This is a genomic window from Arthrobacter sp. TE12231 (genome assembly GCF_054062895.1).
Genome location: NZ_JBSSFS010000001.1, coordinates 4,348,880 through 4,375,084, shown reverse-complemented (window position 1 = coordinate 4,375,084; position 26,205 = coordinate 4,348,880). Strand labels below are relative to the sequence as shown.

The following is a 26,205-nucleotide window of genomic DNA, read 5'->3' as shown; positions in this document are numbered from 1 at the left end:
GTCGTAGCCATGCCGTCCGTAGCCCTATCCTGCCGATCGGACCCGTAGCCGGAGCAACAAAGGGACGAAGCGTGCCCCCACTTGTTCGAGCGGTTGCCTTCTGCATCTTTTTCTTTCCATCATCCATGGTGATAAAGCCCGTCGGTGCAGCCGGCACCGTGCCGATGCTCTTGGGAACGCTCATCTTCGTCCTTTGGATCTGCTCCGTACTTTTTGGTCTTCACGATCCCGTGGCGTTCCGGCATCCTGGACGAGTCAGTTTGACGGCCTTGTTTCTAGGGATATGCGCCTCCTATTCGGCCCTTTACGCTGGCATCTCCGGTGCCAGCACCGAGGCAGCCCGTTCTTCCGCCGATCGTTGGCTGATCCTTTTGATGGCCACCGCCGGCATAGTCCTCGTTATTGGCGAAGTCGTCCGCACGCTTGACGACGCCATGGTACTCACTCGAGCCCTACTGTCGGGAGCACTCTTCTGCTGCCTGGTTGCTATTGTCCAGTTCTTCCTTCACATCAACCCCATGGAGTGGTTCCAGTACGTCATGCCCGGGTTTAGTTACAACGGAGGGGACACCCCATTTCAGGCACGGGGTGCGCTCTTGCGCGTTGCGGGTAGCACCTTCCACTCCATAGAACTGGCCGTAGTTGCCGCTATGCTCCTGCCGCTGTCTATCTGGCGTTTGATATACGATCGACGGGGATGGATCGGTTTCAAGTTGCTGGGCACCATGCTCTTGGTATTTGCGATCGCATCAACGGTCTCGCGATCCGGAGTCCTTGGTCTCATGGTTGGACTCTCAGTATTCATACCTTTCCTTCCAAAAATTCCCCGCACCTGGGCGCTACTTGCGTCTCCGGTGGCCCTTGCCGGCCTATTTCTCAGTGTGCCTGGGCTAATCACCACCCTCACTGAGACGGTCACTTCTTCGAACTCGGATCCTTCAATTTCCACCCGGACAAACAACTATCCCCGGGTCGAGTCCATGGTGGCAGAGCGACCGTGGCTTGGTGCGGGTCCAGGAAATTACCAAGCTGACAGCGCAATCCACATTCTTGATAACGAGTACTTGAACGCAGCTGTGACCCTAGGCCTCGTGGGCCTTCTTGCGGTCTCGATCTATCTCCTTGTTCCGGGCGCGACCACAATAATGGCAGCGCGGGCCGCACCGAACCCCCAACTGAAGTCGTTGGCTGGGGCCGTGGGCGCCGGAGCACTCGTTGCAGGCATATGCTCCCTCACATTCGATTCTCTGTCTTTCCCCATTTTTGCCCTCACCTATCCGGTTCTAGTCGGCTTAGGTGGAGCTGTATGGATAATGACAAAGAAAGGTATCGAGGCCGATATCTCGACCAGCAGCAAACAAGCAGGAATCGAAGAATTTAAAACTGACGGTCATAAGTTACTGGGAGGGCAGCCATGGATCCGATAGCAGTCTTGAAAACACTATGGCACCACCGATTCGTTTCCCTGCCCATACTGCTACTGACTTTTGCCGCAGCCATATACATATTCGAATTTGCTCCCCGATCCTATGAATCCTCTACTACTTACGCTTTGATAAATCCGGACGTCCCAACGCAGCAGGAGATTGAAAATAATCCGGCCCTGGAGCAGCTCAACAAGAAGAACCCGTACCTCCGCTCCTCGGATCCGTCACTAATCGTTCAAGTCCTCCTCACTCGACTCAATGACAGTTCCACCGCCGATAGGCTGAAGGAACAGGGGCTCAGTTCCGACTACACTGTCAGTCGCGGCGTTGGCGGGGTCAATGGATTCCTGGTCGACATCACCGGGACCGCTGAAACTCCGGGAAAGTCATTTGCGACGACTCGAGCCCTGGGGGAAATGCTCGAGAAAGATCTCTACGACGCGCAAAAGATCAATGGTGCTGACGATACGTATCTTTTCACCTCGATCGTCGTGGCGTCTCCTGATAAGGCCACGGAACAATTCTCCAGCAGGCTCCGGTCCGTCATTGCAATATTCCTGGCCGGAGTGGTGCTCATGTTTGGTTCCGTCTCGATCGCCCGATCGGTCTCGGTGTCCCGCAATCGACGCACTTCCCAGGGAGGAGAGCTGCCGGATGCTGTTAGGAAAAGGAGAGTCCGAAGGAAGGCCAAACCCCCGCAGGATTCGGATCCCCAAGAGCCATCCATGAAGAGTGGCCGCCATGAGTTCGCTCCTGAATCGCCCGGAGCCCAACAAGCGGGCTCGGATGACGCCCAGCGACTCTCCGAGCTCGCAAAATGAGCGGGCATCGTCTCAGCGGCAATGTACGGCTTGGCTACCTCGTCCCTGAATTCCCGGGACAGACGCACAGCTTCTTCTGGCGAGAGCTCGGCGTGCTGCGGCAACTTGACGTTTCTCCGGATGTGGTTTCCACACGACGTCCCGCAGGTCGATGTGCGGGCCAGGAGTGGGCGGCCACGGCACAGGAGCTCACAACCTACTTGGCTCCATTGTCCATTTCTGCCGTCATGGCAACCGTGGGCGAATTTCTCCGCACGCCCCCGCGATCTCTCGCGGGCGCAGTTCGGGTGGCCAGCCTGGCAGCCAATGGAGGGGCGCAGTCCAAAGGCCCCGGTGGCCGGTTCCAGGCCTTTGCGACCCAAATCGGGTGGGTGATGATGGGAGCACGGATCGCATCCGTCGCACGTGAAATGGAGTGGGAGCACGTCCACGTTCACTCGTGTGGAAACTCCGCATACGTTGCCATGTATGCAAATTTGCTCAGCGGCTTACCTTACAGCCTGACGCTCCACGGACCGCTGAGCGACTACGGAGACAATCAGCGCTTGAAATGGAACCGCGCGGCGTTTGCAATAGTCATCACTGAGCGGTTACGTCGCGAGATTAGGACGTCACTCGGGTCTTCGCTCCCCGGGACCATTGAAGTCACGCCGATGGGCGTGGATGTGCAGGAGTTCAGCAGGGACGAACCCTATGTGCCTTGGTCGGGTCAGGAACCGTTCAGGATATTCTCATGCGGTCGCCTGAATCCCAGCAAAGGCCACGATGTTCTCATGGGTGCCGTGGACACGATGGTGCGGAGCGGCGCGGACGTGCAGTTGACAATAGCGGGCGAGGACGACGCGGGAGGGAACGGCTATCGTCAGGACCTCGAACGACTGACGATAGCGCTTGGCATCAGCGATCGCGTCCGTCTGCTCGGAGCCGTATCAGCGGTGTCGGTCAAGAGTGAACTTAGTCGAGCACATGTGTTCGCCTTGGCCAGCCACGCCGAGCCGCTCGGCGTGGCCATCATGGAAGCGATGTCCATGGGGGTCCCCGTCGTTTCGACGAATGCCGGTGGGGTGGCAGAACTGGTCGAGGACAAGGTCAGCGGCTTGCTCGTCGACCCTGGCAATCCGGATGTGCTGGCAGAGGCCGTCCTCCACGTCATGCATGGTCCAACTCTGGCCCGGAACCTCAGCGAAGCGGGGCACCGCCGCGTGCAGGCTTCATTCAACTACCGGCGAAGCGGGGAAGTCCTCGCACGCATGGTTCGTGCAACTAGCGTGGGAGAGGAATCCCCCGAAGCGAGCTGGAGGCAAAACGACCATGCGCGGCTTGGCATGAGGCGCCGCGCCCGTTCCGTGAAATATCCGGCGCTTGCCGAAAATCGTGAACCTTCCCGTGCTTCGGAGCAAAATTCGGCGGGACAACGGACCCCGCTATTGGAGTCAGGACCGCAAAATATTCAACGGCACGCCGAGTTTTAGATTCAACTAAAGAATAGTGTGGAGTTCTCATGCCAAAAATTGCTCACCCAAAGCTTTCCAGTAATAAGAGGCACCGCAGCAGCCTCTTCGGAGTGTGGGCGGCCGTCGGTCTGACGCTGACGGCCACCCTGATCGGCGTAACAACTCCGGGGATGGGGCAAGTAGGATTCGCGCCTAATGCGATCGGGGCCGGCGTCACTGAACCGCCTAACCCGCTCGCAAGCCTTCCGACGATTCCTTGGGAGGGTGGTCCGGCCTACTGGAGCAAGTTCCCAAAGGCAAATGCCGCACGATGGACTGATCCAGGATTCTTCCCCATATCTGTATTCATGGGAAAGCCGGAGCACGCTGCGGAACTGAAGTCCATTGGCATCAACACCTACATGGGCGCCGAACATGACGGCTCACCGATTTCCATGATTACGAATCAAGGCGTCTTTGTCATTGCGCAGGATGAATGGACGCAAACCGAAATCGGAAGTGATTCCAACACGGTTGCTTGGTTCATATCCGACGAATGTGATATTGGTGTGGGGTGCACGGGCGCAAATGCGAAAGAAAACCTCGTAGATCAGAGAAATAAGGTAGATCGGGTTCACGCCTTTGGCGACGGCCGCTTCACAATGGCAAACTATTCGAACGGCGTCTTGGACACCTACTGGGCCCAAGGTTCCATGGCGGAACTAGTGAACCTCGTCGATGTGGCCAGCGTAGACAAGTACGCGTACACCAGTCCATTTGTCGACAACCAGATGCTCCAATCGTCTCACTGGCCGGTCGGAGCAAATCCGGTGGCGGCCGCTTCATACGGGTGGTTGGCGGATCGACTCCGGGCCTATCAGAATCCTGTCGGAGTCCACCCCAATTGGGTCTTCATCGAGGCGGCCATGCCTCTGCTCAATGATCCCGGATCCCTAACAATCACCCCGACGCAAATCGAGGGGGCAGTTTGGTCCGCTATCATTCACGAAGCCCGTGGATTGGCCTATTTTCAGCACAATAACGGTTCGACGTGTGGATTTTATTCTTTGGTCGACTGTGATCAGGCCAGGCTAGACGAAATCAGGAAGATTAACGCCGGCGTCCAGTCACTTGCCCCTGTGATCAACACCCAGTCGTATCAATTTAGCTTCAACGACACGACGAATACAATGCTTAAGGCTTACGCAGGATCGGCATATATCTTTGCGGATATCGGTCTGGGTCAGTCTCCGGGTCTTAAGCACTTCGTCCTCCCGCCGGGAGTCACTGGGTCGACTGTGGAAGTCGTCGGGGAGAACCGGACGCTGCCGGTTTCGGGTAATGCATTCAGCGACACCTTTGCCGGCGAATATTCTCATCACACCTACAAAGTGTCGTTCTAGCGCGGCGTCTCTGGGAATCGGGGCCTGCCGCGACGACTCCTTACACAGCAGCTCATGTCGCTCCGGTCGTTCCCGGCGCGCGGCGGTGGCACGGGACCGGTCGATGTAACCCGGTTCTTACTGGTGGGGGAATTGATTCCGTGGCATACGTGAAAAAGGGCCGCGCTCTGACGTTGGCACCACCGCATCAACGTTCCCGACGACCGTGTCATTTCCGGCAGCCTGCCGGCCGGCGGACGCGGCCAGGTCATTGTCGAAACAGTTGAGCCAGCGCGGGGTGCCACACCTGCGTGTCGCGGATTCGCGGCGGAAGGACCACCGCGTCGAAGGATCCGCGACATCCCCGTTGCCGGTCCCCTAGAGTACCCGTTCCACGAACCATGAAGAGTCGGGGCGACAAGGATCGTGGACCAGGACACCGGCCAGGTCTTGGACGTGGTCTACGGGCGCCGCATCGGACAACCCCTGGGCCCAGCGATGCTCCTGCGGGCCGGCTGGCGGAGATCTTAGCGGTCGATGACTCCACCGCGGTGAAAGCGGAACCCCAGACCCTGGTTGAAGGCTGACGGACGGGCGGGAACCCAAAAGCTCTACCGAACCGTGTGCCGCCGGTCGAAAGCATTCAGGATCCTCGTCGTCAGAGGCGTCAGTGTCGGCGGCGAGTGCCGTCCGGACGGCGAAGGCCTGACCCGCAGATCCTGACCAAAGCGACCGGTGGTCCCATCGTGGACGACCACCGGCGGTGGCGCTGGAGAGTCCCCCATGCCCCAAACGGGAGCTCCTCCGCAAAACGAATCCTGGGATGCCCACTCAGCCGGGGGCTGAACCACGGCTGAGTGGGCACGGTCTCCATTCATCTAGCGGTTGAAGATGACGTCGACCCAGTAGTTGGTGTTGTTGTAGCTGTTGTTGGGGAACGCAGTGGCTCCATAGCTGTAGACGCCGTTGGAGCCGTCGGTCCCGCTGGCCAGGCCGTGCAGCGGAGGGGTGTCCGCAGCACTGCTGAAGTAGCCTCCGTTAGCCGAATAGAACCCGTTCGGGGCCTGGTAGGAAACCACATAGGTGGTGTTGGCCGTGATGGCCACCGGACTGGAGAATGTAGCCTGCTGCCAGCCGGAGGCGGTTTCACCCGAGAACGTCACCGAGGCCAGCAACGTCCCGGAGGCGGACCACAGATGGCCGGTATGGGTCCCGGTATTGCTGCTTCCCTTGTAGAACCGGACACCCGTGACAGTCCCGGCCACGTCGGAACGGAACTTCATGCCCAGTTCCACAGCGTTAGCGTCGTTGACCGTGACGGTGGACGGCACCGAAGTCGAACTGAACACACTGCACGGGCAACCCGCCTGCGCGACAGCTGTGGTGAATGTCCAGGAATACGGTGCCGCCATGGTCTGGCCCGTGGCGTTCGTGGCCCCGCTGACAGTAGCCGTATACGTCGTGCCGTACGCCAGGGAACTTCCCGGCGTGAACACCGCTGTAGTGCTGGCCGAATCGTAGGAAACCGTACCAGCCACCGCATTGCCGCCGCTGTCCTTCAGGCTGAACACCACGGACGACGCCGTCACCGCCTGATTGAACGTCGCCGCCGGCTTCACGCCCACATCCACACCCGTCGCACCGCTCGCCGGACCAACTGATGAAATTGCGGGTCCTGTTGCGTTGAAGATGACGTCGACCCAGTAGTTGGTGTTGTTGTAGCTGTTGTTGGGGAACGCAGTGGCTCCATAGCTGTAGACGCCGTTGGAGCCGTCGGTCCCGCTGGCCAGGCCGTGCAGCGGAGGGGTGTCCGCAGCACTGCTGAAGTAGCCTCCGTTAGCCGAATAGAACCCGTTCGGGGCCTGGTAGGAAACCACATAGGTGGTGTTGGCCGTGATGGCCACCGGACTGGAGAATGTAGCCTGCTGCCAGCCGGAGGCGGTTTCACCCGAGAACGTCACCGAGGCCAGCAACGTCCCGGAGGCGGACCACAGATGGCCGGTATGGGTCCCGGTATTGCTGCTTCCCTTGTAGAACCGGACACCCGTGACAGTCCCGGCCACGTCGGAACGGAACTTCATGCCCAGTTCCACAGCGTTAGCGTCGTTGACCGTGACGGTGGACGGCACCGATTTGGCACTGAACACACTGCACGGGCAACCCGCCTGCGCCGCGGCTGTGGTAAATGGCCACGCGTAAGCCGTCATGGTCTGGCCCGTGGCGTTCGTGGCCCCGCTGACAGTAGCCGTATACGTCGTGCCGTACGCCAGGGAACTTCCCGGCGTGAACACCGCTGTAGTGCTGGCCGAATCGTAGGAAACCGTACCAGCCACCGCATTGCCGCCGCTGTCCTTCAGGCTGAACACCACGGACGACGCCGTCACCGCCTGATTGAACGTCGCCGCCGGCTTCACGCCCACATCCACACCCGTCGCACCGCTCGCCGGAGACACCGACGAAACAGCCGGCGCCGTCGGTGCCGCGGCCGTGGTGAATGTCCAGGAATACGGTGCCGCCATGGTCTGGCCCGTGGCGTTCGTGGCCCCGCTGACGGTAGCCGTATACGTCGTGCCGTACGCCAGGGAACTTCCCGGCGTGAACGCCGCTGTAGTGCTGGCCGAATCGTAGGAAACCGTCCCGGCAACGGACGAATTGGCTGAATCCTTGAGCGTGAATACCACCGAGGACGCCGTCACCGCCTGATTGAACGTCGCCGCCGGCTTCACGCCCACATCCACACCCGTCGCGCCGCTCGCCGGAGACACCGACGAAACAGCCGGCGCCGCCGGAGCCGCGGCCGTGGTGAATGTCCAGGAATACGGTGCCGCCATGGTCTGGCCCGTGGCGTTCGTGGCCCCGCTGACAGTAGCCGTATACGTCGTGCCGTCCGCCAGGGAACTTCCCGGCGTGAACACCGCTGTAGTGCTGGCCGAATCGTAGGAAACCGTACCAGCCACCGCATTGCCGCCGCTGTCCTTCAGGCTGAACACCACGGACGACGCCGTCACCGCCTGATTGAACGTCGCCGCCGGCTTCACGCCCACATCCACACCCGTCGCACCGCTCGCCGGAGACACCGACGAAACAGCCGGCGCCGTCGGTGCCGCGGCCGTGGTGAATGTCCAGGAATACGGTGCCGCCATGGTCTGGCCCGTGGCGTTCGTGGCCCCGCTGACGGTAGCCGTATACGTCGTGCCGTACGCCAGGGAACTTCCCGGCGTGAACGCCGCAGTTTTGCTCGCCGAATCGTAGGAAACCGTCCCGGCAACGGACGAATTGGCTGAATCCTTGAGCGTGAATACCACCGAGGACGCCGTCACCGCCTGATTGAACGTCGCCGCCGGCTTCACGCCCACATCCACACCCGTCGCGCCGCTCGCCGGAGACACCGACGAAACAGCCGGCGCCGCCGGAGCGGACGGGCTAAAGGCAGCATCCACCCAGTAGTACTCCGCGTCGTAGATCTGGTTGGGAAAGGTCGACGACGTGCCGTACCGAAAGAACCCATTGGGGGTGCCAGGAAGGCTGCGGGTGAAATGCAGAGGGGCGCTGTCCGTGCTGCCGTTCCCCGCCGGTGGCGGAGACGGGTGGTTATAGAAGAATCCCTCGTCTTGGGAATAGTGGCCGGCAGGCGCATAGTAGGAAACCACGTACATGGTGTTGGCTGCAACAGCAAGGGCCGGCGACAAGCTGACGGTTTGCCACCCTGTGGACGACTCTCCGGTGAAGGTGGCAGTGGCTAGGCGCTGCCCGGACATGTTCCAGACATTCCCCACATGTGTGCCGGTGTTCTTCGCGGCCTTGTAGAATCGCACGGCGCTGATGGTTCCGGCGACATCCGTGTAGAACTTCGCGCCGACCTCGACGCCGGACCCATCACCGGAGTCCGCCGCCGCCGGGGCGACATTCACGCCGACCAGTGAGCACGGGCACGAAATGTTAGTAACAGATCCTGGGGCTGGAGACTCAAGGTTGCCGCTGTCGTCCACTGCCCGAGACTGCAGGGTCGACGTCGGGTTTCCGTGTGCAATCCACTGATAGGTCCAGCTTGTGGTTCCCGTGGCGGGGCGCCAGGTCTTGCCGCCATCGGTGGATATCTCGACGCCCGCCACGACGCCACCGGTGTCCGCAGCGGTGCCGCTGATGGTCACGACCGTGCCATCAGCTATTGTGGCGCCTCCCGCAGGAGACGTAATCCTCGACGTCGGCGCCGTGGTATCCGTTGACGCCACGGCCGGCGTCAGTCCGGCGATGATGGTCACCGGCTGGGTTCCCATGTCAGCGAAGAGATTGATGGTGGCCTGCTGCATGTTCTTGTCCACGGCTTTTCCAGTCGTGTAGCCGTCGAGTCCCCAGGACCACTGCACTGTGCCAGCGCCGAAGACCAAGGCGCCGCTAGCCGCTTTGTAGGTCGTGAGGTTGTGAGTCGCTGTGCCAGGATTCTTTGTGGTGGATCCATAGTCGGTGAAGACTTCAGCCGTCGTGCTGGTGGTTTGAGACAACTTAAAGGATCCGGCGGGTCTGAAGCCGTTATCCGAATCGGAGTCCCATTCGTAGCCAAGCGTGCCCAACCCGGCGCCCAAAGTGGCCGTGGTTCCCGCGGACAGCCCGGCAATCGTCGTGTTCCTCCACAGCCGCAACTTGCCAAAACTGGCGGGAACGGTGATATCGGTGGTGCCGGAGTTGACCAGGAAGAATTGTCCGGTCAAGGCGTTCTCTGGGTTGCCGCCGCCCGTCGCAGTTCCGTAACGCGGGTCGCGCCAGGTGCCGGTCCACGCGACCGGGTCTGTAGGGGCATTGAAGTGCGTGTCTTTGTACGACACCAGGGTCCGTCCCGGCGTACCCGTCCCGTCGGAGCTGGGTTCCCAACGGGTCTTCCAGAAGGCCTCATTGCCGCTGAAGAAGGCAAGATGAACCCCGGCGTCCCGGGCGGCTTCCACATTGGTCCGTTGGTCCGCAGACCAGTATTCGTCGTGGCCCACGGACATGAATGACTTGTGGTTCAGGAGCAATGGCCCCTTGGTGGCGACGTCAAGACCGCTCATATAGCTCACGTCGTAGCCGTTGGCCTCCATGAACCGGATCATGGGATATTCGGCATACATCAGCCAGTTCTGCCCTTGAGCATCCCCCGCAGTCGAAAATGGCCTGTTGTAGGAGACCTTGAACGCGGCCTTGTAAGCCAGCGGGCTGCCGGGTGGGCATGACACCGTGCAGGCGTAGAGGCTGTTCCCCCCGTAGCTGTTGTAGGCCTGCCACGTCGTATCCGAGGTCTGGAACATGACGTCTGAGTGAGCGGCGTCGTCGCGGACCACAAAAGGAACGACGCTGACGCCGGTGGCATCATTGCGTACGAGCCGTGCGATATACACGCCGGACACGGCTGACGCCGGAACCTGCCAACTGGCCGAAACGCCCCAGTTGCCGCAGTCGATCAGGCCGGTGGCGGAGAACGTCGCGCACGCCGGCTGGGTCTGCGGAAGTGCAGCGCTCGGGAGCACGTTGGCCGCGATCTTGCGGGCGCCCAGCCCCTGGTAGTACCCAAGGCGGTATACATCGATGTGATACGACGTGGACGGCGTCTTGACCTTGAATTTCACGGTGTCGCCAATGTTGACGCTCATGGACGTGGCATAGCCCTGGATCGTGCTGCTGCCGGCACCGGCGACCTGCCACTCAGACGCCGGGTTGCCCGGCTGGGTGTTTTCGCAGGCTACTTTGCTCACGATCGGGGCCGTGCACGGTGCGGCTGCATTCGCCGTCGGGACTGCGAAGACCGATAACGCGGCGGCAAGTAGTGCCATGATCACGGCCAAGACTGTCGGCCGGACAATCCGGAGGGGGAAAAAGGCGTGTACAGACTTCACGATGGACTCCCTGCTGGGGCGCGATCACTCAAGGGCGCGGCCGCGGTGTCTGCACTACCTTGGCCTGACGAGGACGCCGATACCTAGGAGTCCTGTCGTTTGGTGCTTATCCAATTGTCTTGAAGCCGCTCGCACGTGGAGGCGTCGGGGTGACTCTCCGCGGCAGTCCGGAACCTGGACCACCAACCTACGGGGCTTCCATACGCCTTGAACTCTAGGACCGCCCCGGAACCCCTGCCAGAGCATCGGAGTCAACTTTGTGGGTATCCGCAGGATCCATGTGGGTCCGCCGTTTGCCGCCCAACCCCCTGCTGACCTGCTGTTACGCCGCAGGCTGTTACGCCGGCGCGCGGAAGAACGTCCGGGTGACCGTGGCCAGCCGGTGCGGGTCCTCGACCCCGCACAGCTCGCGCGCCGAGTGCATCGAGAGCAGGGGCACCCCGACGTCGACCGTCCGGATCCCCAGCCGGGTGGCCGTCAGGGGGCCGATCGTGGAGCCGCACGGCATCACGTTGTTGGAGACGAATTCCTGGTACGGGATGCCGGCGTCGGTGCACAGCCGCGCCCAGAGGGCGGCCCCGGCGGCGTCGGTGGCATAGCGCTGGTTGGCGTTGATCTTCAGCAGGGGGCCGCCGTTCAGGACCGGCCGGTTGGCGGGGTCGTGCCGTTCCGGGTAGTTCGGGTGGACTGCATGGCCCGCGTCCGCGGAGACACAGAACGACCCCGCAAAGGCCTGCCGCCGCTGGCTCGCCGAAGCCCCGAGCCCGTCGGAGATCCGCACCAGAATGTCTTCAAGGACCGGTCCGCAGGCGCCGGAGCGTGATGCGGAGCCGATTTCCTCGTGGTCGAAGGCTGCCAGCACGGCGATCGGTGCACCCTCCGGCAGGGGCGTGCCGGCGTGGGCGATCAGCGCCGTGAGCCCGGCGTGCGTCGCGGAGAGGTTATCGAGCCGGCCGGAGGCAAAGAATTCGCGTTTCGCGCCGAACACCGCGGGGGCCTGGGTGTCCGCGATGACGATGTCGTACCCGCCGATCTGCGCCGGATCCACTGCGGCATCCGTGACCTTCGCCGCGAGGAGGCCCAGCAAGTCCTCGGCGGCGGGATCGCCCAGCCCGAACACCGGATTCATGTGCTGCTGCTTGTCCAGGGCCAGTCCTTCGTTCACGGCCCGGTCCAGGTGGATGGCGAGCTGCGGGAAGCGCAGCAGCGGACCGGTGGCCGTAAGGTGCTGCGTGCCGTCGCGCATGACGAGCCGGCCGGCGAGCTGGAGTTCGCGGTCCAGCCAGGAGTTCAGGAGGGGGCCGCCGTAGACCTCGACGCCGGCCTGCAGCCAGCCGAACTTGCCCGTGGTGGGCTTGGGCTTGAGTTTGAACGACGGCGAATCCGTGTGGGCGCCGAGGATATTGAATCCCGTGGTCGGGCCGGCGGCCGGCGGCAGCACCCAGGCGATGAGGGCGCCGTCGCGCATCACGTAGAACTTGCCGGCCGTGGCGGCGGGTGCCGCCCAGGGCTGCAGCTCGTCGAGGCCGGTGAAGCCTGCCTCGTCCAGCCGGCGCGCGGCCTCGTGGACGGCGTGGAAGCTCGACGGCGACGCGCTGACGTAGGCGCCGAGGTCCTGGATGTGGTCTGCGGCAGAGCTCGGTGTTGGCATGGTTTCGAGTCTAGCCCGAGCCGCGCGGGGCGCTGGGGCGACCGCGTCGGTGCACACGGACATGCCCTCCCTTAGCGCCAAGGAATGGACATGAAGGCATTATGTCCACTGATGGGCGCCGGGGGAGGGCATGTCCGGTGGTCCGGGACCGCTGCGGGAGCGGGGGGAGCCTATGACATCGGGCGGGCGCCTACTGTTGCTTCCTCGGTCGCAGCTCCGGCAGGAGCCGATGATTCCCCGGCAGGAGTCCCGGCACGATTCACCGTGGAGTTGTCGGCCGGGACCTCGGCTATGCCGGGGACGGTGGCCTTGGCGCCGTTCTTGCGGTAGCGGAAGACTCCGAGTCCCACGACGACGGCGGCGAGTGCCAGCGAGAGGACCAGCGATTCCCGCGTGGATTCCAGGATCACCATGCCGATCAGGAGCGCGACGATGCTGACGATGGCCGCCCAGGTCAGGTAGGGGAAGAGCCACATCTTCAGCTGGAGGTCCTTGGCGGCGGCGCCCATGCGGCGGCGCAGGATCAGCTGGGAGACGGCGATCACGAGCCACACGAACAGTGCGATGGCGCCGGAGGTGTTAACCAGGAACAGGAAGACAGTGTCCGGGGCGATGTAGTTCAGGCCGACCGTGACGAAGCCGACCACCGTGGAGGCCAGCACGGCGGAGGAGGGCACGCCGGTCTTGGAGATCCGCATCCAGGACCGGGGGGCGTCCCCGCGCCGCGACAGCGAGAACAGCATGCGGCTGGCGGTGTAGAGGCCCGAGTTCAGGCAGGAGAGCACCGAGGTCAGCACCACGATGTCCATGATGGTGCCGGCTCCGGGGATCCCGAACAGTTCGATGACTGCAACGTAGGGGCTCTTGGCGACGGAGGCGGAGTTCCAGGGAAGCAGGGTGACCACGATCGCGATGGATCCGATATAGAAGACGAGGATGCGCCAGACGGTGGATTTCACGGCCTTCTTGACGGCGTCGACCGGGTTCTCGGATTCGCCGGCGGCGATGGTGGCAATTTCCGCCCCGAAGAAGGAGAAGACGACGACGAGGATGCCGGCCAGGACGGCGCCGGGTCCGTTGGGCATAAACCCGCCGTGACCGATCAGGTTGTCCAGCCCGGGTGCCGGGACGCCCGGGATGAGGCCCAGGATCGCGGCGACACCGAAGAGCAGGAAGAGCACGATTGCCGCCACTTTGATGGACGCGAACCAGAATTCGAACTCGCCGTAAGACTTCACGGAGCCGAGGTTGGTTAGCGTCAGCAGCACCATCAGGGCAAGCGCCCAAACCCACTGGTCAATACCGGGTACCCAGCGGTGCATGATGGCCGCCCCCGCCGTGGCTTCGATGCCGAGGACAATGATCCAGAACCATGCGTAGAGCCAGCCGATGCTGAACCCTGCCCACCGGCCCAGCGCCTTGTCCGCGTAGGTCGAGAATGAGCCGGTTTCCGGGTTGGCCGCAGCCATTTCGCCGAGCATGCGCATGACGAGGATGACGACGAGTCCCGCCGCGGCGTAGGCCACCAGGATGCCGGGGCCGGCCTGCTGGATCGCGGCGCCCGAACCGACAAACAGTCCGGCGCCGATCACGCCGGCGATGGCGATCATGGATAGATGCCTGGGTTTCAGTGATTTTGAGAGCTGCTGGTCAGCGTGCATGGAAGCGCCGTCCTTCGTGGGGGGTCCGGGCCCGTTCTTATGCCGGCAATGCATGGGTTCCATACTGTGCGGCGGGCCACAATGTCGTTTCACCCTAGACCGCCTCGCGCACTGCCCGTCTTGTGCAGTCCTACAAATGACGCGGGGTCGGACCGGGCCATGACCCAACAAAGAGGTGTAAGAAGCAACCAAAGTTGCCTCAAGGGCAATTTGGTAATGTGCCTGAAACCACTGCTTCAAAACTACCGGCCGGTAACCAGGTCGCCTGTCCCGCCAGCCGTCGGGCAGGCGCCCGTCCGAGGGGGTGCTTCCGCCAGTCGTCCGCTTCGGCTAGCAGTCGCTAGTAATCCGCGTTGCTCGGCACCACGAGCCCGGTCTCATAGGCGTACACAACCGCCTGGACGCGGTCGCGGAGGTGCAGCTTGGTCAGGATCCGGCGCACGTGCGTCTTGACCGTGGCCTCGGACAGGAAGTACCTGTGCGCGATTTCGGCGTTGGAGAGACCCTCCGCCATCGCCCCCAGCATTTCGGTTTCGCGCGGGGTCAGGTCCTCCAGCAGGGGATCCCTCGCCGGACGCGCCGGATTATCGGCCGGGCCGCCGCCGCCGTCCACCCCGGACGGGCCCGCCCCCGCCGGGTCGGCGCCGCCCCCGGCACCGCGGACATAGGTCTCCAGCAGCCGCTGCGTGACACGCGGAGCAACGACGGCGTCGCCGCTGGCCACGACCCGCACGGCACTGATCAGTTCGGCAGGGGCGACGTCCTTGAGCAGGAACGCCGAGGCGCCGGCCTGCAGCCCGGCAAAGGCGTATTCATCGAGGTCAAAGGTGGTCAGGATGATGATCTTGGCGCGGGACGCCGAGGCCGCAATGGCCCGGGTCGCCTCGATCCCGTCCAGCACCGGCATCCGGACGTCCATCAGGACGACGTCGGGCACGAGCTCCCGGGCTTGCCGGACCGCATCGGCGCCGTCGGACGCCTCGCCGACGATGCACAAGTCATCTTCGCCCTCGAGGATGAGACGGAACCCCATCCGAAGCAGCGGCTGGTCATCCACCAGCAGAACGCGTATGGCTTCTTTGTCGGCCACTGTTCCCCCTTGTTTGTGTTGCGGCTGTTGGGATTAGAGCTGTTGGTGATGCGGCTGTTGGTGTTGCGGCGTCTTCATTGCAGTTCAGTTCCGCGTGCACCCGCCAGCCGCCGTTGCCGGTATGCCCTGCCTGCACCGTGCCTGCGTAGATCTTGGCCCGCTCCCGCATCCCGGCAATTCCCTGGCCGGTGCCGAGCGATTCCCGTGAATCGGCGTGCGCGCCGGCCCCCGGAACGCCGAATTCCACGGTTCCGCGGCCGTCGTCGGCCACGTCAATGGTCACGAGCGAACCGTTCCGGACGATGCCCACGTCCACGCGGCTCAGCGCACGCCCGTAGCGCAGCACATTTGTCAGCGACTCCTGCACGATCCTGTAGACGGTCAGCTGGAACGCTGCATCGCCGGGCAGCGCCGGACCGGTGTGCGTGTAATGCAGCGGCAGGCCTGCGGTGCGGAAGCCTTCAAGCAGTTTGGCGAGGCTGCCGCCGTCCACGAGCGGTTCCCGCGGAGCATGTCCCGCGCCGGAATCGTCGCGCAGCACGCCGAGGACGCGCCGCATGTCGGCCAGCGCGGTCCGTCCCGTCCGGGAGAGTTCCTCCAGAACACCGGCGGCGCGCTGCGGATCCTTCTTGACCACGACGGCGGCGCCGTCCGACAGGCTGATCATGACGGTCAGCGAGTGCGCCACGACGTCGTGCATTTCGCGTGCGATCCGGTTGCGTTCGGTGACCGAGCCGAGCTGCTGGGCGCGGGCCGCCCAGGCGGCTATCTCGTGCTCGTGCTCGCGCCGTTGCCGCACCGAGATCCCGATCCCCGTGGCGATCACGTTGGAAAGGGTGATGCTGATGGCGGCCGCGATGCTCGTGATCAGCTGGAAGTTCTCCGGCGTGCTGACGGCCATGTCCGGGAGCCGCCCGTCCAGCGGGCCAACCGCGAGCATGAAGTACAGGAGCACGAGCGGGGCCGTCGTCACGGCGAGGGCCGCCAGGGCGAAACGCCGGGTGCGGACCACCGCGACCGCGTACAGCGCAAACCAGAGCCCGGCGGAGACATTGGATCCCCACGGATGCAGGAACGTGACGGCCAGTTCCAGCGCCCCCACGGCCGCCGTTACCTGCACCGGGCGGGAGCGCCGGAAAAGCAGGACGGGAGCGGCCGCCGCGAGCAGCACGGTGACCTGCCATTCGCCGTGAATGAGTGACTCGACCGCCGTGGGCGTGACCAGGAGCAGGTAGCAGAGCACCACCAGGACATCCATGACCCGCGGACGGGCCAACAGGTAGCGGCGGAGCCAACCGCGCCGGCGTGCGGTGATTTCGGCGAAGGACGCGTCGGCCGGAGCGGCTGACGCGTCCTTCACGGGCACAGCATCGATCATGCTCTGAGCCTAGACTGCGGGATCTGCAGGCCTAGACATCCCGCCTCTTGAGCATGACGCCGGCGAGGATCACGGGAACAACAACCCAGGCGCCCAGGACCAGGCCGGCCTGCCAGGCTTCCAGGGTGTCCGGGACGTGGTCCAAAGCTGTGAGCGGATCCACCGTGTTGCCCGGCAGGTACTTGCGGGCCTCCACGAAGAAGTCCCCCGGAATGAGCTGGAAGGCGATGGGTGCCACGAAGAACAGGCCCACCAGGCTCATGATGCCGCCCGCCGAGTTGCGGATCAGGGTTCCCAGGGCCAGGCCGATCGCCGCGACGGCTGCCACGTAGATGCTGTTGACGATGAGCATCTTGACCGACTGCGAGCTGCCCAGGTCAAGGCCAAGGCCGTAGTTGTCCAGGATCGGCACCGAGACGAAACCGGCGGCCAAGGTGGACGCGGCCGTGACCACGAAGGACGTCAGCACCACCACCACGAGCTTGGCCGCGAACGCCGGGATGCGCTTGGGCACGGCCGCGAACGTGGACCGGGCCATGCCGGTGGTGAATTCCGAGCTCATCAGCAGCACGCCGAGGGAGCCGAGGATGAGCTGGGCGAAGGCGATGCCGGAGGTCGGGACGCCGACGGCGAGGTCCCCTCCCTGCGCCGCGATCCTGGCGGCCGCCTGCGGGTCCCGCGCCGCGGCCTCGGAGAACTGCCCCGTTCCCCAGGCGGAGAGTGCCCCAAACCCCACCATCACCACAATCGTGGACCCGAGCAGGATCAGGGTGGAGAGCAGGGTGCGGAACTTGATGAATTCGGAGTTGAGGACCCGCGGGAAGCTGGGTCCGGGCCCGGTACTGGTGCCGTCTCCGGACCGTTGGGGGCCGGCGTCGGCACCGCGGGGCGAGGGCGTGGATTCAACGGTAGTGGAACTCATGGCTTACTTGCCTCCGGCTTCGACGGGATCGGCGCCCGTGGTGATCAGCGAGTGGTATTCGACCTCATCCTTGGTCAGTTCCATGTAGGCCTCCTCGAGGCTGGCCTGGAGCGGCGTGAGTTCGTAGATCATGACCTGGTGTTCCAGCGCGGCGGTGGCGATCTGCCGGGGGTCCAGCCCCTTGACTTCCAGGAGCTCGCGTTCCTGGACCTCCACCGAGACGCCGGTTCCGGCCAGCAGCTGCATGAGCCGGTCCGGCTGGTCGGTCCGGACCCGCGTGCGGCCCTGGCCTTTGCCGGTGATGATCTCCTGGATCGGGGCGTCGGCGATGATCCTCCCGCGGCCGATCACGATCAGGTGGTCCGCCGTGACGGCCATTTCACTCATGAGGTGGCTGGAGAGGAAGACCGTGCGCCCCTCGGAGGCCAGGTACTTCACCAGGTTGCGGACCCACACCACCCCCTCCGGGTCCAGACCGTTGACGGGCTCGTCGAGGATGACGGTCTGCGGGTCGCCCAGAAGGGCCGCGGCGATGCCCAGCCGCTGGCCCATGCCGAGCGAGAAGCCGCCGACCTTTTTCCTGGCCACTTCGGCCAGTCCGGTCATCTCGATCACGTCGTGGACGCGCTTCTTGGGGATGCTGTGCGTCGCGGCCATGGCCAGCAGGTGGTTGTAGGCGGAGCGGCTCGTGTGGACGGCTTTGGCGTCCAGCAGCGCGCCGACGTCCCGCAGCGGGGCGGCGTGCTTGGTGAGTGGCGATCCGTTGACGGTCACGGAGCCCGACGTCGGCCGGTCCAGTCCCATGATCATGCGCATGGTGGTGGATTTTCCGGCCCCGTTCGGGCCCAGGAAGCCGGTGACCCGGCCGGCTTCGACGGTGAAGTTGACGCCGGCGACGGCGGTCTTGTCGCCGTAAACCTTGGTCAGGCCTCGTGCTTCGATCATGGAAGCGTTCCTTTACGTAGCGGGCTGTTGTCCGGGGCGCCGCAGTCACGGGCCCGTCTGCACACCACGCTACCGACGCCGGGGGCGTATTTCGCCGGTCTCAGGGATGATTCAGGGGCGAATCAGGGTAGTCCGGGAGGATGACAGGCCGCCCGCGAGCGGGGCGGCACGAGCGTGGTTCAGTCGAGCGGCGAATAGTACGTCAGCGCGCCGCGGCGGACCGCGAACTCCACGCTCCGCACGCCGGGCATGACCTCACCGTCAACGGCCAGGACCATGGGCCCGTCCCCTGGTTCCACCGTGATCCGGTCCGTTTCGGTGAGGTGGGTGATCCCGGAGGTGGCCACGGTGCCGGTCAGCACGGCCCAGAGCAGCCGCAGCCGGGCGAACGGCTCGTCGGCGGTGATCATCCGCAGGTCCAGGACTCCGTCGGCCAGCACGGGGCGCACCAGCGGCGCGTGGTCGCGGGGGTAGTAGCGGCCGCGGCCGATGTAGAGGATCCACAGCCGGTGCCGCACCCCGTTGACGATCAGCGTGGTGGGGGTGCCGGCCGCGAAGGTCCGGAACATGGCCACCACACCGGCAAGGGGTTTGCCGAGTGCCGGCTGGAGCTGTTCGCGCCGGCGGACCAGGTTCGGGTAGAGGCCGATGCTGGCGGTGTTGAGCATGCTCAGTTCGAGGTGCTCGGGGCTGTCGGGGAGCCCCCGCTCAACGCTCACGTGGCCGACGTCGGCCACGGCCGCCTCGCCGCGCGATGCCGCCCGGACGGCCGCCTCCAAGGTGGGTGTCCCGGCGTCGCGGGCGAAGTGATTGAGCGTTCCGCCGGGAAGCACCAGGAGAGGGAGCGAATGTTCGACAGCGGTGGCCGCCGCGGTACCGACGGTTCCGTCACCGCCCCAGACGCCGAGGGCCACAATCCCCGGGCGGGTCGCGACGCCGGCTATTTCCGCCGCGATGTCCTCGCCCTGGCCGATTTCCTGTATATACGCTTTGGGGAATATTTTCTGGAGGGCGTCTGCGGTCTCGTCGGCATAGGAGCCGCCGAGGGCGTTAATCGCGATGCCGAGGCCCTGACCCTCCGGAAGGTCCGGAGCCCGGAGGGCGCTGCGGCGGGTCTCCGGGAACGGCGGCCGGACAGGCCACCATTTCCGCGTCACGATGGCCGCCCCGGCGCCGATCGCGGAGCCGAACAGCACGTCCGAGGGCCAGTGGGCCCCCGTGTGGACCCGCGAGTAGGCCACCCCGGCCGCGACAGGGGCCAGCGCCGCTCCGAGTCCCGGCCGGACCATGCCGACGCCCAGCGCGAAGGCAACCGCGGAGGCGGAGTGGCCCGACGGCATCGACGAACTGGTGGGCTGGGGGTTGACGAAGCGGAAGACCGGCAGGTGTTCGGGCAGGGGGCGCCGCCGGGGCAGGAGCGTCTTGAACACCACGTTGGTGACGGCCGACGCCACGCCTTGCGCAATGAGCCCGTGCGCGGCTGCCCGCCGCGTCTTTCCGGGCACGAGGGCCAGGACTCCGGCGATGCCGAACCAGAGCTTGCCTTTGTTGGCGGCTGCGGACAAGCCGCGGAAAAACTCATCGTGGCCACCGCCCGGCAGCTTGGACACGGCGCGCACAAGTTTGCGGTCGAGGGTCGACAGGCGGCCGGGAGCTTTCCTCAGCATGGTTCGCATCTGACCACCATACTGCCGGACCCGGAGCGCCGCAGGCAGGGCCCCGCGGCAGGCTATCAGCCTCGCAGGGCTCCCTACTTGGCGGGCAGCGGCTTCGCGGCGCCGGCGAGCAGCAGGGCCACGAGAATGGGAATCCCGATCGCCAGCAGTGCGGTCCTGATCCCCGTCGCATCGCCCAGGAAGCCCAGCAGGGGCGGCCCGGCGAGGAACGCGATGTAGCCCAGCGTGGACACCACGGACACCCGTGCGGCCGCCTTCCGGGGGTCATCCGCCGCGGCGGACATCCCGATCGGAAACGCAAGGGCAGCCCCCACGCCCCAGAGCACGGCACCGGCGGCGGCCAGCCAGATGGTGCCGGCGAACACGAAGAGGCAGAGGCCCGCAGCCGCTGCGGCCATGCTGGCGCGGAGTACGGCCACACGGCCGTAGGCGTCGATCGCGCGGCCGCCGAAGAAACGCATGGCCGTCATGGCGAGCACGAAGGCGGCGAACATGAGCGCGCCCGTGGACTGTTCAGCGCCGAGACCGTCGACCGCAGCCTTGGCAATCCAGTCGTTGCCGGCGCCTTCGGTCAGGGTGGCGCCCAGGACGACGACGCCGATCAGGAGCGTGCGGCCGTCCCGCCAGGCGGAGACGGCCTTGCCACGGCCCGTTTCTCCGGCGGCGGACCCGGCGTCGGTCTGATGCGGCAGGAAGTAGCGCGGGGCCACGGTGGTCAGGACGGCGACGATCGCGGCGACGACCAGCAGGTGCTCCGGAAGCCCGACCCCCAGGGTGGACAGTCCGGCACCGATGAGGGCTCCGACGAACGCGCCGCCGCTGTAGGCGGCGTGGAACTGCGGCATGATGGTGCGCCCAAGCCGGTGTTCGACGTCGGCGCCTTCGATGTTCTGCGAAACATCCCACAACCCGACGCCGATCCCGAAGAGGAACAGGGAAGCGGCAGTCCCCGGCACGGAGGCCGCCATCAGGGACAGCGCCACGCCGACGCCGGCCGCCGCGGCAAACAGCCCTGCACTGCGGACCGTATTGGCGGTGCCGATCCGGCCCACGACGAATCCGGCCGTGGGCAGGGCGATCAGCGAGCCGACCGCCAGGCACAGCAGCAGTGTTCCCATCTGCCCCGAGGTAATGTGCAGGATTTCCGTCACCGCGGGGATGCGGGCGGCCCAACTGGCGAAGACCAGTCCGTTGATCCCGAAGACCAGGAACGTGGCCCCGGCGGCGGCCTTCAGTTGCGGCTCGGTTGCGGTGCTGGTCATACGATCACTGCTTCCACTGAGTGTTGCGCGAGGTGGGCATGTTCTTCCTGACTGAGCCGCCGGTCCGTCACGATGGCATCCACGGCGTCCAGGGATGCCACGAGGGCGACGGCGCTGGCATCCCACTTGGATCCTGCGCAGGCGACGATCACCCTGCCGGCGGATTCGAGGCCGGCCCGCTTCACGGCGGCGTCGTCAAGATCGTGAGCCAACAGCCCGTCCTTGAGGTTCAGGGCGCAGGGAGTGACCACGGCGGTGTCGAAGCGCAGCGAGCGGATGTTCGATTCCGTCATCGGTCCGCGGAAGGACATCTCGCCGGGGATGAGGCTGCCGCCGGGCATCAGGAGCTCGGGACGCCGACCCGCGGGCGCATCCTCAGGGGACAGTATGCTGACGGCCCGCAGCGACATGGGCATGATGGTCATGTCGCGCTGGCGCAGCTGGCGGGCGATCTCGGTCGCCGTGGTGCCACTGTCCAGCCAGATGTGGCCCCGGTCCTGGAGCATGGCCGCCACGCCGGCGGCAATCCGGACCTTGACGGCGTGGTCCTCCAGCTCGCGCTGGCCGTAGGCAGGGTTTTCTCCCCGCAGCACCAGGCTTCGGGCGCCGCCGTGCACCCTGCGGAGGACGCCATGGAGCGCCAGCACGTCGAGATCGCGCCGGATAGTGGCCCCGGACGCGCCGCAGGCGGTCATCAGTTCGTCCACGGTCATCTGGTCCCGATGCCTCAGCAGCTCGCCGATCAGGCGATGCCGCTCATCAGTATTCATGAAGAAATGATAGCAGTCGGTGATCATTTGATCATCGAATGCGCAACTGCGATCACACCGTATGGGACGGGAGGGCAGCTATGTCCCTACGGCAACGTGGGGAAGTGCAGGACGCGAGGGAGGGTCTACCTTAGCGGGCGCGCTCGACGCGCTTTTCGTCCCAGACCGGCTCGGCCGATTCATAGACCTTGCCGTCCGAGCCGAAGACCAGGAAGCGGTCGAAGGTGCGGGCGAACCAACGGTCGTGGGTGACCGCCAGGACGGTGCCCTCGAAGTGGTCGATCGCCCGTTCCAGGGCCTCGGCCGAATGCAGGTCCAGGTTGTCCGTCGGCTCGTCGAGCAGCAGCAGCGTGGCGCCGGAGAGCTGGAGGAGCAGGATCTGGAAGCGGGCCTGCTGGCCGCCGGAGAGCGACTCGTACTTCTGCTCGGACTGCCCGGCGAGGCCGTAGCCGTCCAGGGCGCCGGCGGCGGCTTCGCGGCCGAGCCCGGAGCGGTGCTCGTCGCCGCGATGCAGGATCTCCAGCAGGGTTTTGCCCAACAGATCGGGCCGGACGTGGGTCTGGGCGAAGAAGCCGGGCCGGATCCGGGCGCCGAGTTTCACGGTGCCCTCGTGCGGAACCTCCGCAATCTCGACGTCGGACACCGGCAGGTGCTCCCGTTCGGGGTCGGTGCCGCCGGTGGCGAGCAGGCGCAGGAAGTGGCTCTTGCCCGACCCGTTGGACCCGAGGACGCCCACGCGGTCACCGAACCAGATCTCCGTCGAGAAGGGCTTCATGAGGCCGGTCAGCTCAAGCTTTTCGGCCACGATGGCGCGCTTGGCGGTGCGCCCGCCCTTGAGCCGCATCTGCACGTTTTGCTCGATCGGCAGGGCCTCGGGCGGGCCGGCCTCGAGGAACTTCGCCAGGCGGGTCTGCGCGGCGTGGTACCGGTTGGCCATGTCTGAGCGGAATGCCGCCTTGTTCTTGTACATGTTGACGAGTTCCTTGAGCTTCACGTGCTCCTCATCCCAGCGCTTGCGCAGCTCCTCAAAGCGTGCGTTCCGGTCCGCGCGGGCGTCCACGTAGGAGCCGAAGCCGCCGCCGTGGATCCACGCGCCGGCACCGTTGATACCCGGTTCCAGCGTGACGATGCGTCCCGCGGCGTTGTTGAGCAGTTCACGGTCGTGGCTGATGAAGAACACGGTCTTCTTCGAGTCATTCAGCTTCGCTTCGAGCCAGCGCTTACCCGGGACATCGAGGTAGTTGTCGGGTTCGTCGAGGAGCAGCAGTTCATCGGGGCCGGCAAAAAGAGCCTCGAGCACCAGCCGCTTCTGCTCGCCTCCGGAGAGGCTCGACGCCGGGCGGTGCTGCGCGCGGTCAAACGGCAGGCCGAGGGCCGCCATGCACACCTCGTCCCAGACGGTCTCGACGTCGTAGCCGCCGGCATCGCCCCAGTCCACGATCGCCTGGGCATAGTTCATCTGCGTGGGCTCGTCGTCGTGCTCCAACATGGCCAATTCTGCCTCGTCCACGGCGCGCGCGGCAGCCGCCAGCGCCGGCGGGGCGGCTGACACCAGGAGGTCCCGGACCGTGGAGTCGTCGCGGACTTGGCCAACGAACTGGCGCATGATGCCCATGTTCCCGGAGCGGCCAATCACGCCTTCGTCCGGGACGAGGTCACCGGAAATGATCCGGAACAGCGTGGTCTTACCGGTTCCGTTCGGCCCGATCAGCGCGGTCTTGGTGCCGTCCGGGACCTTGAAGGTCACCCCGTTGAGCAGCTGGGTGCCGTCGGAGAGGAAGTAATCGATGCCGGAAACGTCAATATGAGCCACGCCTTCAATCTTCCCACGGCCGCGCGGGACTCCCGGCGGACGCCCCCGCAGGACGTGAGGGAGCGGCCGGGTCAGCTGGCCCGGGTGAGGAACTCCTTGAGCAGCGGACCCGACGTGGTGGCCCCGAGGCCGCCGTCCTCCACGAAGACGGCGACGGCCAGATCACCGTGCACGGCGACGATCCAGGCGTGGGTCTTGGGCGGGGTGTCATTGCCGAACTCGGCCGTTCCGGTCTTTGCTCCGACGGGCTCGCCCGGGACGGACGCCAGGAACCCGGCGTGCCCGCTGGTCACGACGGCGCGCATCATGTCAGCCAGTGACGCCGCCTCCGCCGCAGTAATCGGCGCCCCGGCGGCCGTGGCCGGTGCCGCAGCAGCGGATGTCGTCGCGTCACCGGACGGCGGCGCTGCCGGCGCCGTGCCGGAGGCTCCGGTGCCGGCCGTGGGCGTGCTCCCGGCGCCCGGGGAAGTGACGCCCGCATTTGGATTCAGCACCAGCTGGGCTGCCACCGGGGCACCCTTGGCCACGGAGCCGGCCATGATGGCGGCGGCCAGTGGGGACAGGAGCACCTTGCCCTGGCCGATCATGGACGCGGCGTGCTCGGTGCCGGCGGCTTCACCGGGGACTGAGCCAAGGAACGCGGCCGCTCCCAGCGCGGGCGCCTCGACGGCCACGCCGAGGGAGGTCGCGGCCGATTCGAGCTGCGCCTGGCTCACGGAGTCCCGGGCGTTGATGAAGGCGGTGTTGCAGGAGTGCGCGAAGGCATCGCGCAGCGTCACGGAACCCAGGGAGGACGCGGGGTACCCCTCGGCGTTCTTGAAGGTGCGGCCGTCCACCGTGAGAGTGGGCGGGCAGTCCACCTTGGAGTCCGGGGTCATTCCGTTGCGGAACATGGCCAGGGAATCAACCATCTTGAAGATCGAGCCGGGGGCGTACTGGCCCAGCATTGCCGTGTCATAGCCGTTGCTGCCCGGGCCGGAAGCCGCTGCCAGGACGGCGCCGCTGGAAGGCCGGAGCGCCACGATGGCCGACGCCGGACCGACGTTGCCGAGGACGTCCTCCGCGAGCTGCTGTAACTTCGGGTCCAGGGTGGTTTTCAGCGCGGTTCCGGGCTTCATCCCGGTCTGGAAGAGCACCCGCCGCGGATCCGGGGAGGTCGCCTGGATTTCCGCGGCGGTAAGGCCGGCTTTCTGCGCGCGGATCACGATGCCGTCGGTTCCCCGCAGCTGCGCGTCATACTGCTGTTGCAGGCCTCCGTTTCCGGTGGTGTCGCCGGACTTGAGTGCGCCGCCGGACTTTTCGATCTGCTCCGCGTTGGCCTCGGAGACGGTACCCAGCAGGGCCCGTGCAAACGTCCGGGTGGGGGCCAGCGGCAAGGTGTCCGGGATGGTTCGGGCGCCCGGGATGGCCGAGATTTGCTCGTCGGTGACGGTCCGGGAGCCGTCTTCGCGCAGGGTGATGGCCGGGACGAATGCCTCAGGACCTGTCGCGGCGACCTGCTGGGCGTAGGCGGCCGGGTCGACGCCGACGAGTTGGGCAAGCTTCGTGGCGGAGTCAGCGGGGTCCGCGCCGCCGAGTGCGGGCTTGTCGATGCCAATATTGACCACGGGCCGGTACGTGACCAGAGGGACGTCGCCGGCGCCCAGAATGTCGGCCCGCTGCGGCGTCTGGGTGGCGCGGGTGACGACCTCCCCGTCAGCGAGGTCCGGGACAAGGATGGCCGGTTTCCATACGGTGAGCCATTTGTCGCCGGACTTCTTTAGCTGCGCGGAAACGGTATATTTCCATTCCTCCGCCCCGACCTTCCAGATGTAGTTAAGCGGAAATGTGGCCGTGTCCGCGTCGAATGCAAGATCTCCGGCCTGCACGGCCGGTTTGTCCGGATCAAGTCCCTTGAAAATTTCCTTGAGCTGGTCATTTGCGGCGCCCGAGTCCTTGCCCTCAAAGGCGACGGATCCGACGTCGAGCGCGGATACTGCGGTGGCCAGCTGCTTGGCAGCATCTTGCGCGCCGGTCCGGCCGTCGCCGCAGGCGGCCAGCGAGCCGCTAAGAACAAGGCCCACAAGGGCCAGTGCAAGTTTTGGTGAGTTCCCCATGGCGACATTAT

The 26,205-nt window shown here is 65.2% G+C and carries 16 protein-coding genes; 4 read left to right on the top strand and 12 right to left on the bottom strand.

Features of this window, described 5'->3' with window-relative positions:
• The first annotated feature begins 71 nt into the window (after positions 1-71).
• Genes ACVWYS_RS19570 through ACVWYS_RS19555 form a run of 4 tightly spaced genes read left to right on the top strand, consistent with a single transcriptional unit; the run spans position 72 to position 5,084 of the window.
• On the top strand, positions 72-1,427 hold the full coding sequence (locus tag ACVWYS_RS19570) for an O-antigen ligase family protein (protein ID WP_456507914.1): 1,356 nt from the start codon (positions 72-74) through the stop codon (positions 1,425-1,427).
• Positions 1,415-2,248 carry a chain-length determining protein gene (locus tag ACVWYS_RS19565; RefSeq protein ID WP_456507913.1) on the top strand — a complete coding sequence of 278 codons (834 nt, stop codon included), beginning with the start codon at positions 1,415-1,417 and terminating at the stop codon, positions 2,246-2,248. Before ACVWYS_RS19570 ends, ACVWYS_RS19565 begins: the two co-directional genes overlap by 13 nt.
• A complete protein-coding gene (epsE, locus tag ACVWYS_RS19560; protein ID WP_456507912.1) occupies positions 2,245-3,720 on the top strand; it encodes an exopolysaccharide biosynthesis GT4 family glycosyltransferase EpsE in 1,476 nt (491 codons plus the stop codon). Before ACVWYS_RS19565 ends, epsE begins: the two co-directional genes overlap by 4 nt.
• 29 nt (positions 3,721-3,749) lie before the next feature.
• Positions 3,750-5,084 (top strand): hypothetical protein, encoded by a 1,335-nt coding sequence (locus ACVWYS_RS19555; RefSeq protein WP_456507911.1) that lies wholly within the window; start codon positions 3,750-3,752, stop codon positions 5,082-5,084.
• Positions 5,085-5,941: 857 nt separating this feature from the next.
• Here the strand turns inward: ACVWYS_RS19555 and ACVWYS_RS19550 are convergent.
• From ACVWYS_RS19550 to ACVWYS_RS19495, 12 genes are all read right to left on the bottom strand, one after another.
• Positions 5,942-10,789: a DUF4082 domain-containing protein gene (locus ACVWYS_RS19550; RefSeq protein WP_456510259.1), complete on the bottom strand. Its 4,848-nt coding sequence runs from the start codon at positions 10,787-10,789 to the stop codon at positions 5,942-5,944.
• A gap of 478 nt (positions 10,790-11,267) precedes the next feature.
• Positions 11,268-12,581, bottom strand: a complete 1,314-nt coding sequence (locus tag ACVWYS_RS19545; protein ID WP_456507910.1) for a M18 family aminopeptidase — start codon at positions 12,579-12,581, stop codon at positions 11,268-11,270.
• Between the two features lie 170 nt (positions 12,582-12,751).
• Positions 12,752-14,242: an amino acid permease gene (locus ACVWYS_RS19540; RefSeq protein ID WP_456507909.1), complete on the bottom strand. Its 1,491-nt coding sequence runs from the start codon at positions 14,240-14,242 to the stop codon at positions 12,752-12,754.
• A gap of 340 nt (positions 14,243-14,582) precedes the next feature.
• A complete protein-coding gene (locus tag ACVWYS_RS19535; protein ID WP_456509100.1) occupies positions 14,583-15,275 on the bottom strand; it encodes a response regulator in 693 nt (230 codons plus the stop codon).
• A gap of 16 nt (positions 15,276-15,291) precedes the next feature.
• Positions 15,292-16,710 (bottom strand): sensor histidine kinase, encoded by a 1,419-nt coding sequence (locus ACVWYS_RS19530; RefSeq protein ID WP_456507908.1) that lies wholly within the window; start codon positions 16,708-16,710, stop codon positions 15,292-15,294.
• Positions 16,711-16,741: 31 nt separating this feature from the next.
• Positions 16,742-17,632: an ABC transporter permease gene (locus tag ACVWYS_RS19525; RefSeq protein WP_344364920.1), complete on the bottom strand. Its 891-nt coding sequence runs from the start codon at positions 17,630-17,632 to the stop codon at positions 16,742-16,744.
• Between the two features lie 3 nt (positions 17,633-17,635).
• Positions 17,636-18,577 carry an ABC transporter ATP-binding protein gene (locus tag ACVWYS_RS19520; protein WP_091248496.1) on the bottom strand — a complete coding sequence of 314 codons (942 nt, stop codon included), beginning with the start codon at positions 18,575-18,577 and terminating at the stop codon, positions 17,636-17,638.
• Positions 18,578-18,756: 179 nt separating this feature from the next.
• Complete coding sequence (locus ACVWYS_RS19515) at positions 18,757-20,253, bottom strand: phosphatase PAP2 family protein (RefSeq protein ID WP_456507907.1); 1,497 nt, start codon at positions 20,251-20,253, stop codon at positions 18,757-18,759.
• A 74-nt stretch (positions 20,254-20,327) separates the two neighbouring features.
• Complete coding sequence (locus ACVWYS_RS19510; protein ID WP_456507906.1) at positions 20,328-21,515, bottom strand: MFS transporter; 1,188 nt, start codon at positions 21,513-21,515, stop codon at positions 20,328-20,330.
• Positions 21,512-22,285, bottom strand: coding sequence for a DeoR/GlpR family DNA-binding transcription regulator (locus ACVWYS_RS19505; RefSeq protein ID WP_456507905.1), 774 nt, complete (start codon positions 22,283-22,285; stop codon positions 21,512-21,514). Before ACVWYS_RS19505 ends, ACVWYS_RS19510 begins: the two co-directional genes overlap by 4 nt.
• Before the next feature lie 130 nt (positions 22,286-22,415).
• Entirely contained in the window at positions 22,416-24,098 is a 1,683-nt protein-coding gene (locus ACVWYS_RS19500; RefSeq protein ID WP_116766317.1) for an ABC-F family ATP-binding cassette domain-containing protein, read from the bottom strand.
• 71 nt (positions 24,099-24,169) lie between these two features.
• Complete coding sequence (locus tag ACVWYS_RS19495) at positions 24,170-26,194, bottom strand: penicillin-binding transpeptidase domain-containing protein (protein ID WP_456507904.1); 2,025 nt, start codon at positions 26,192-26,194, stop codon at positions 24,170-24,172.
• Positions 26,195-26,205 lie beyond the last annotated feature (11 nt).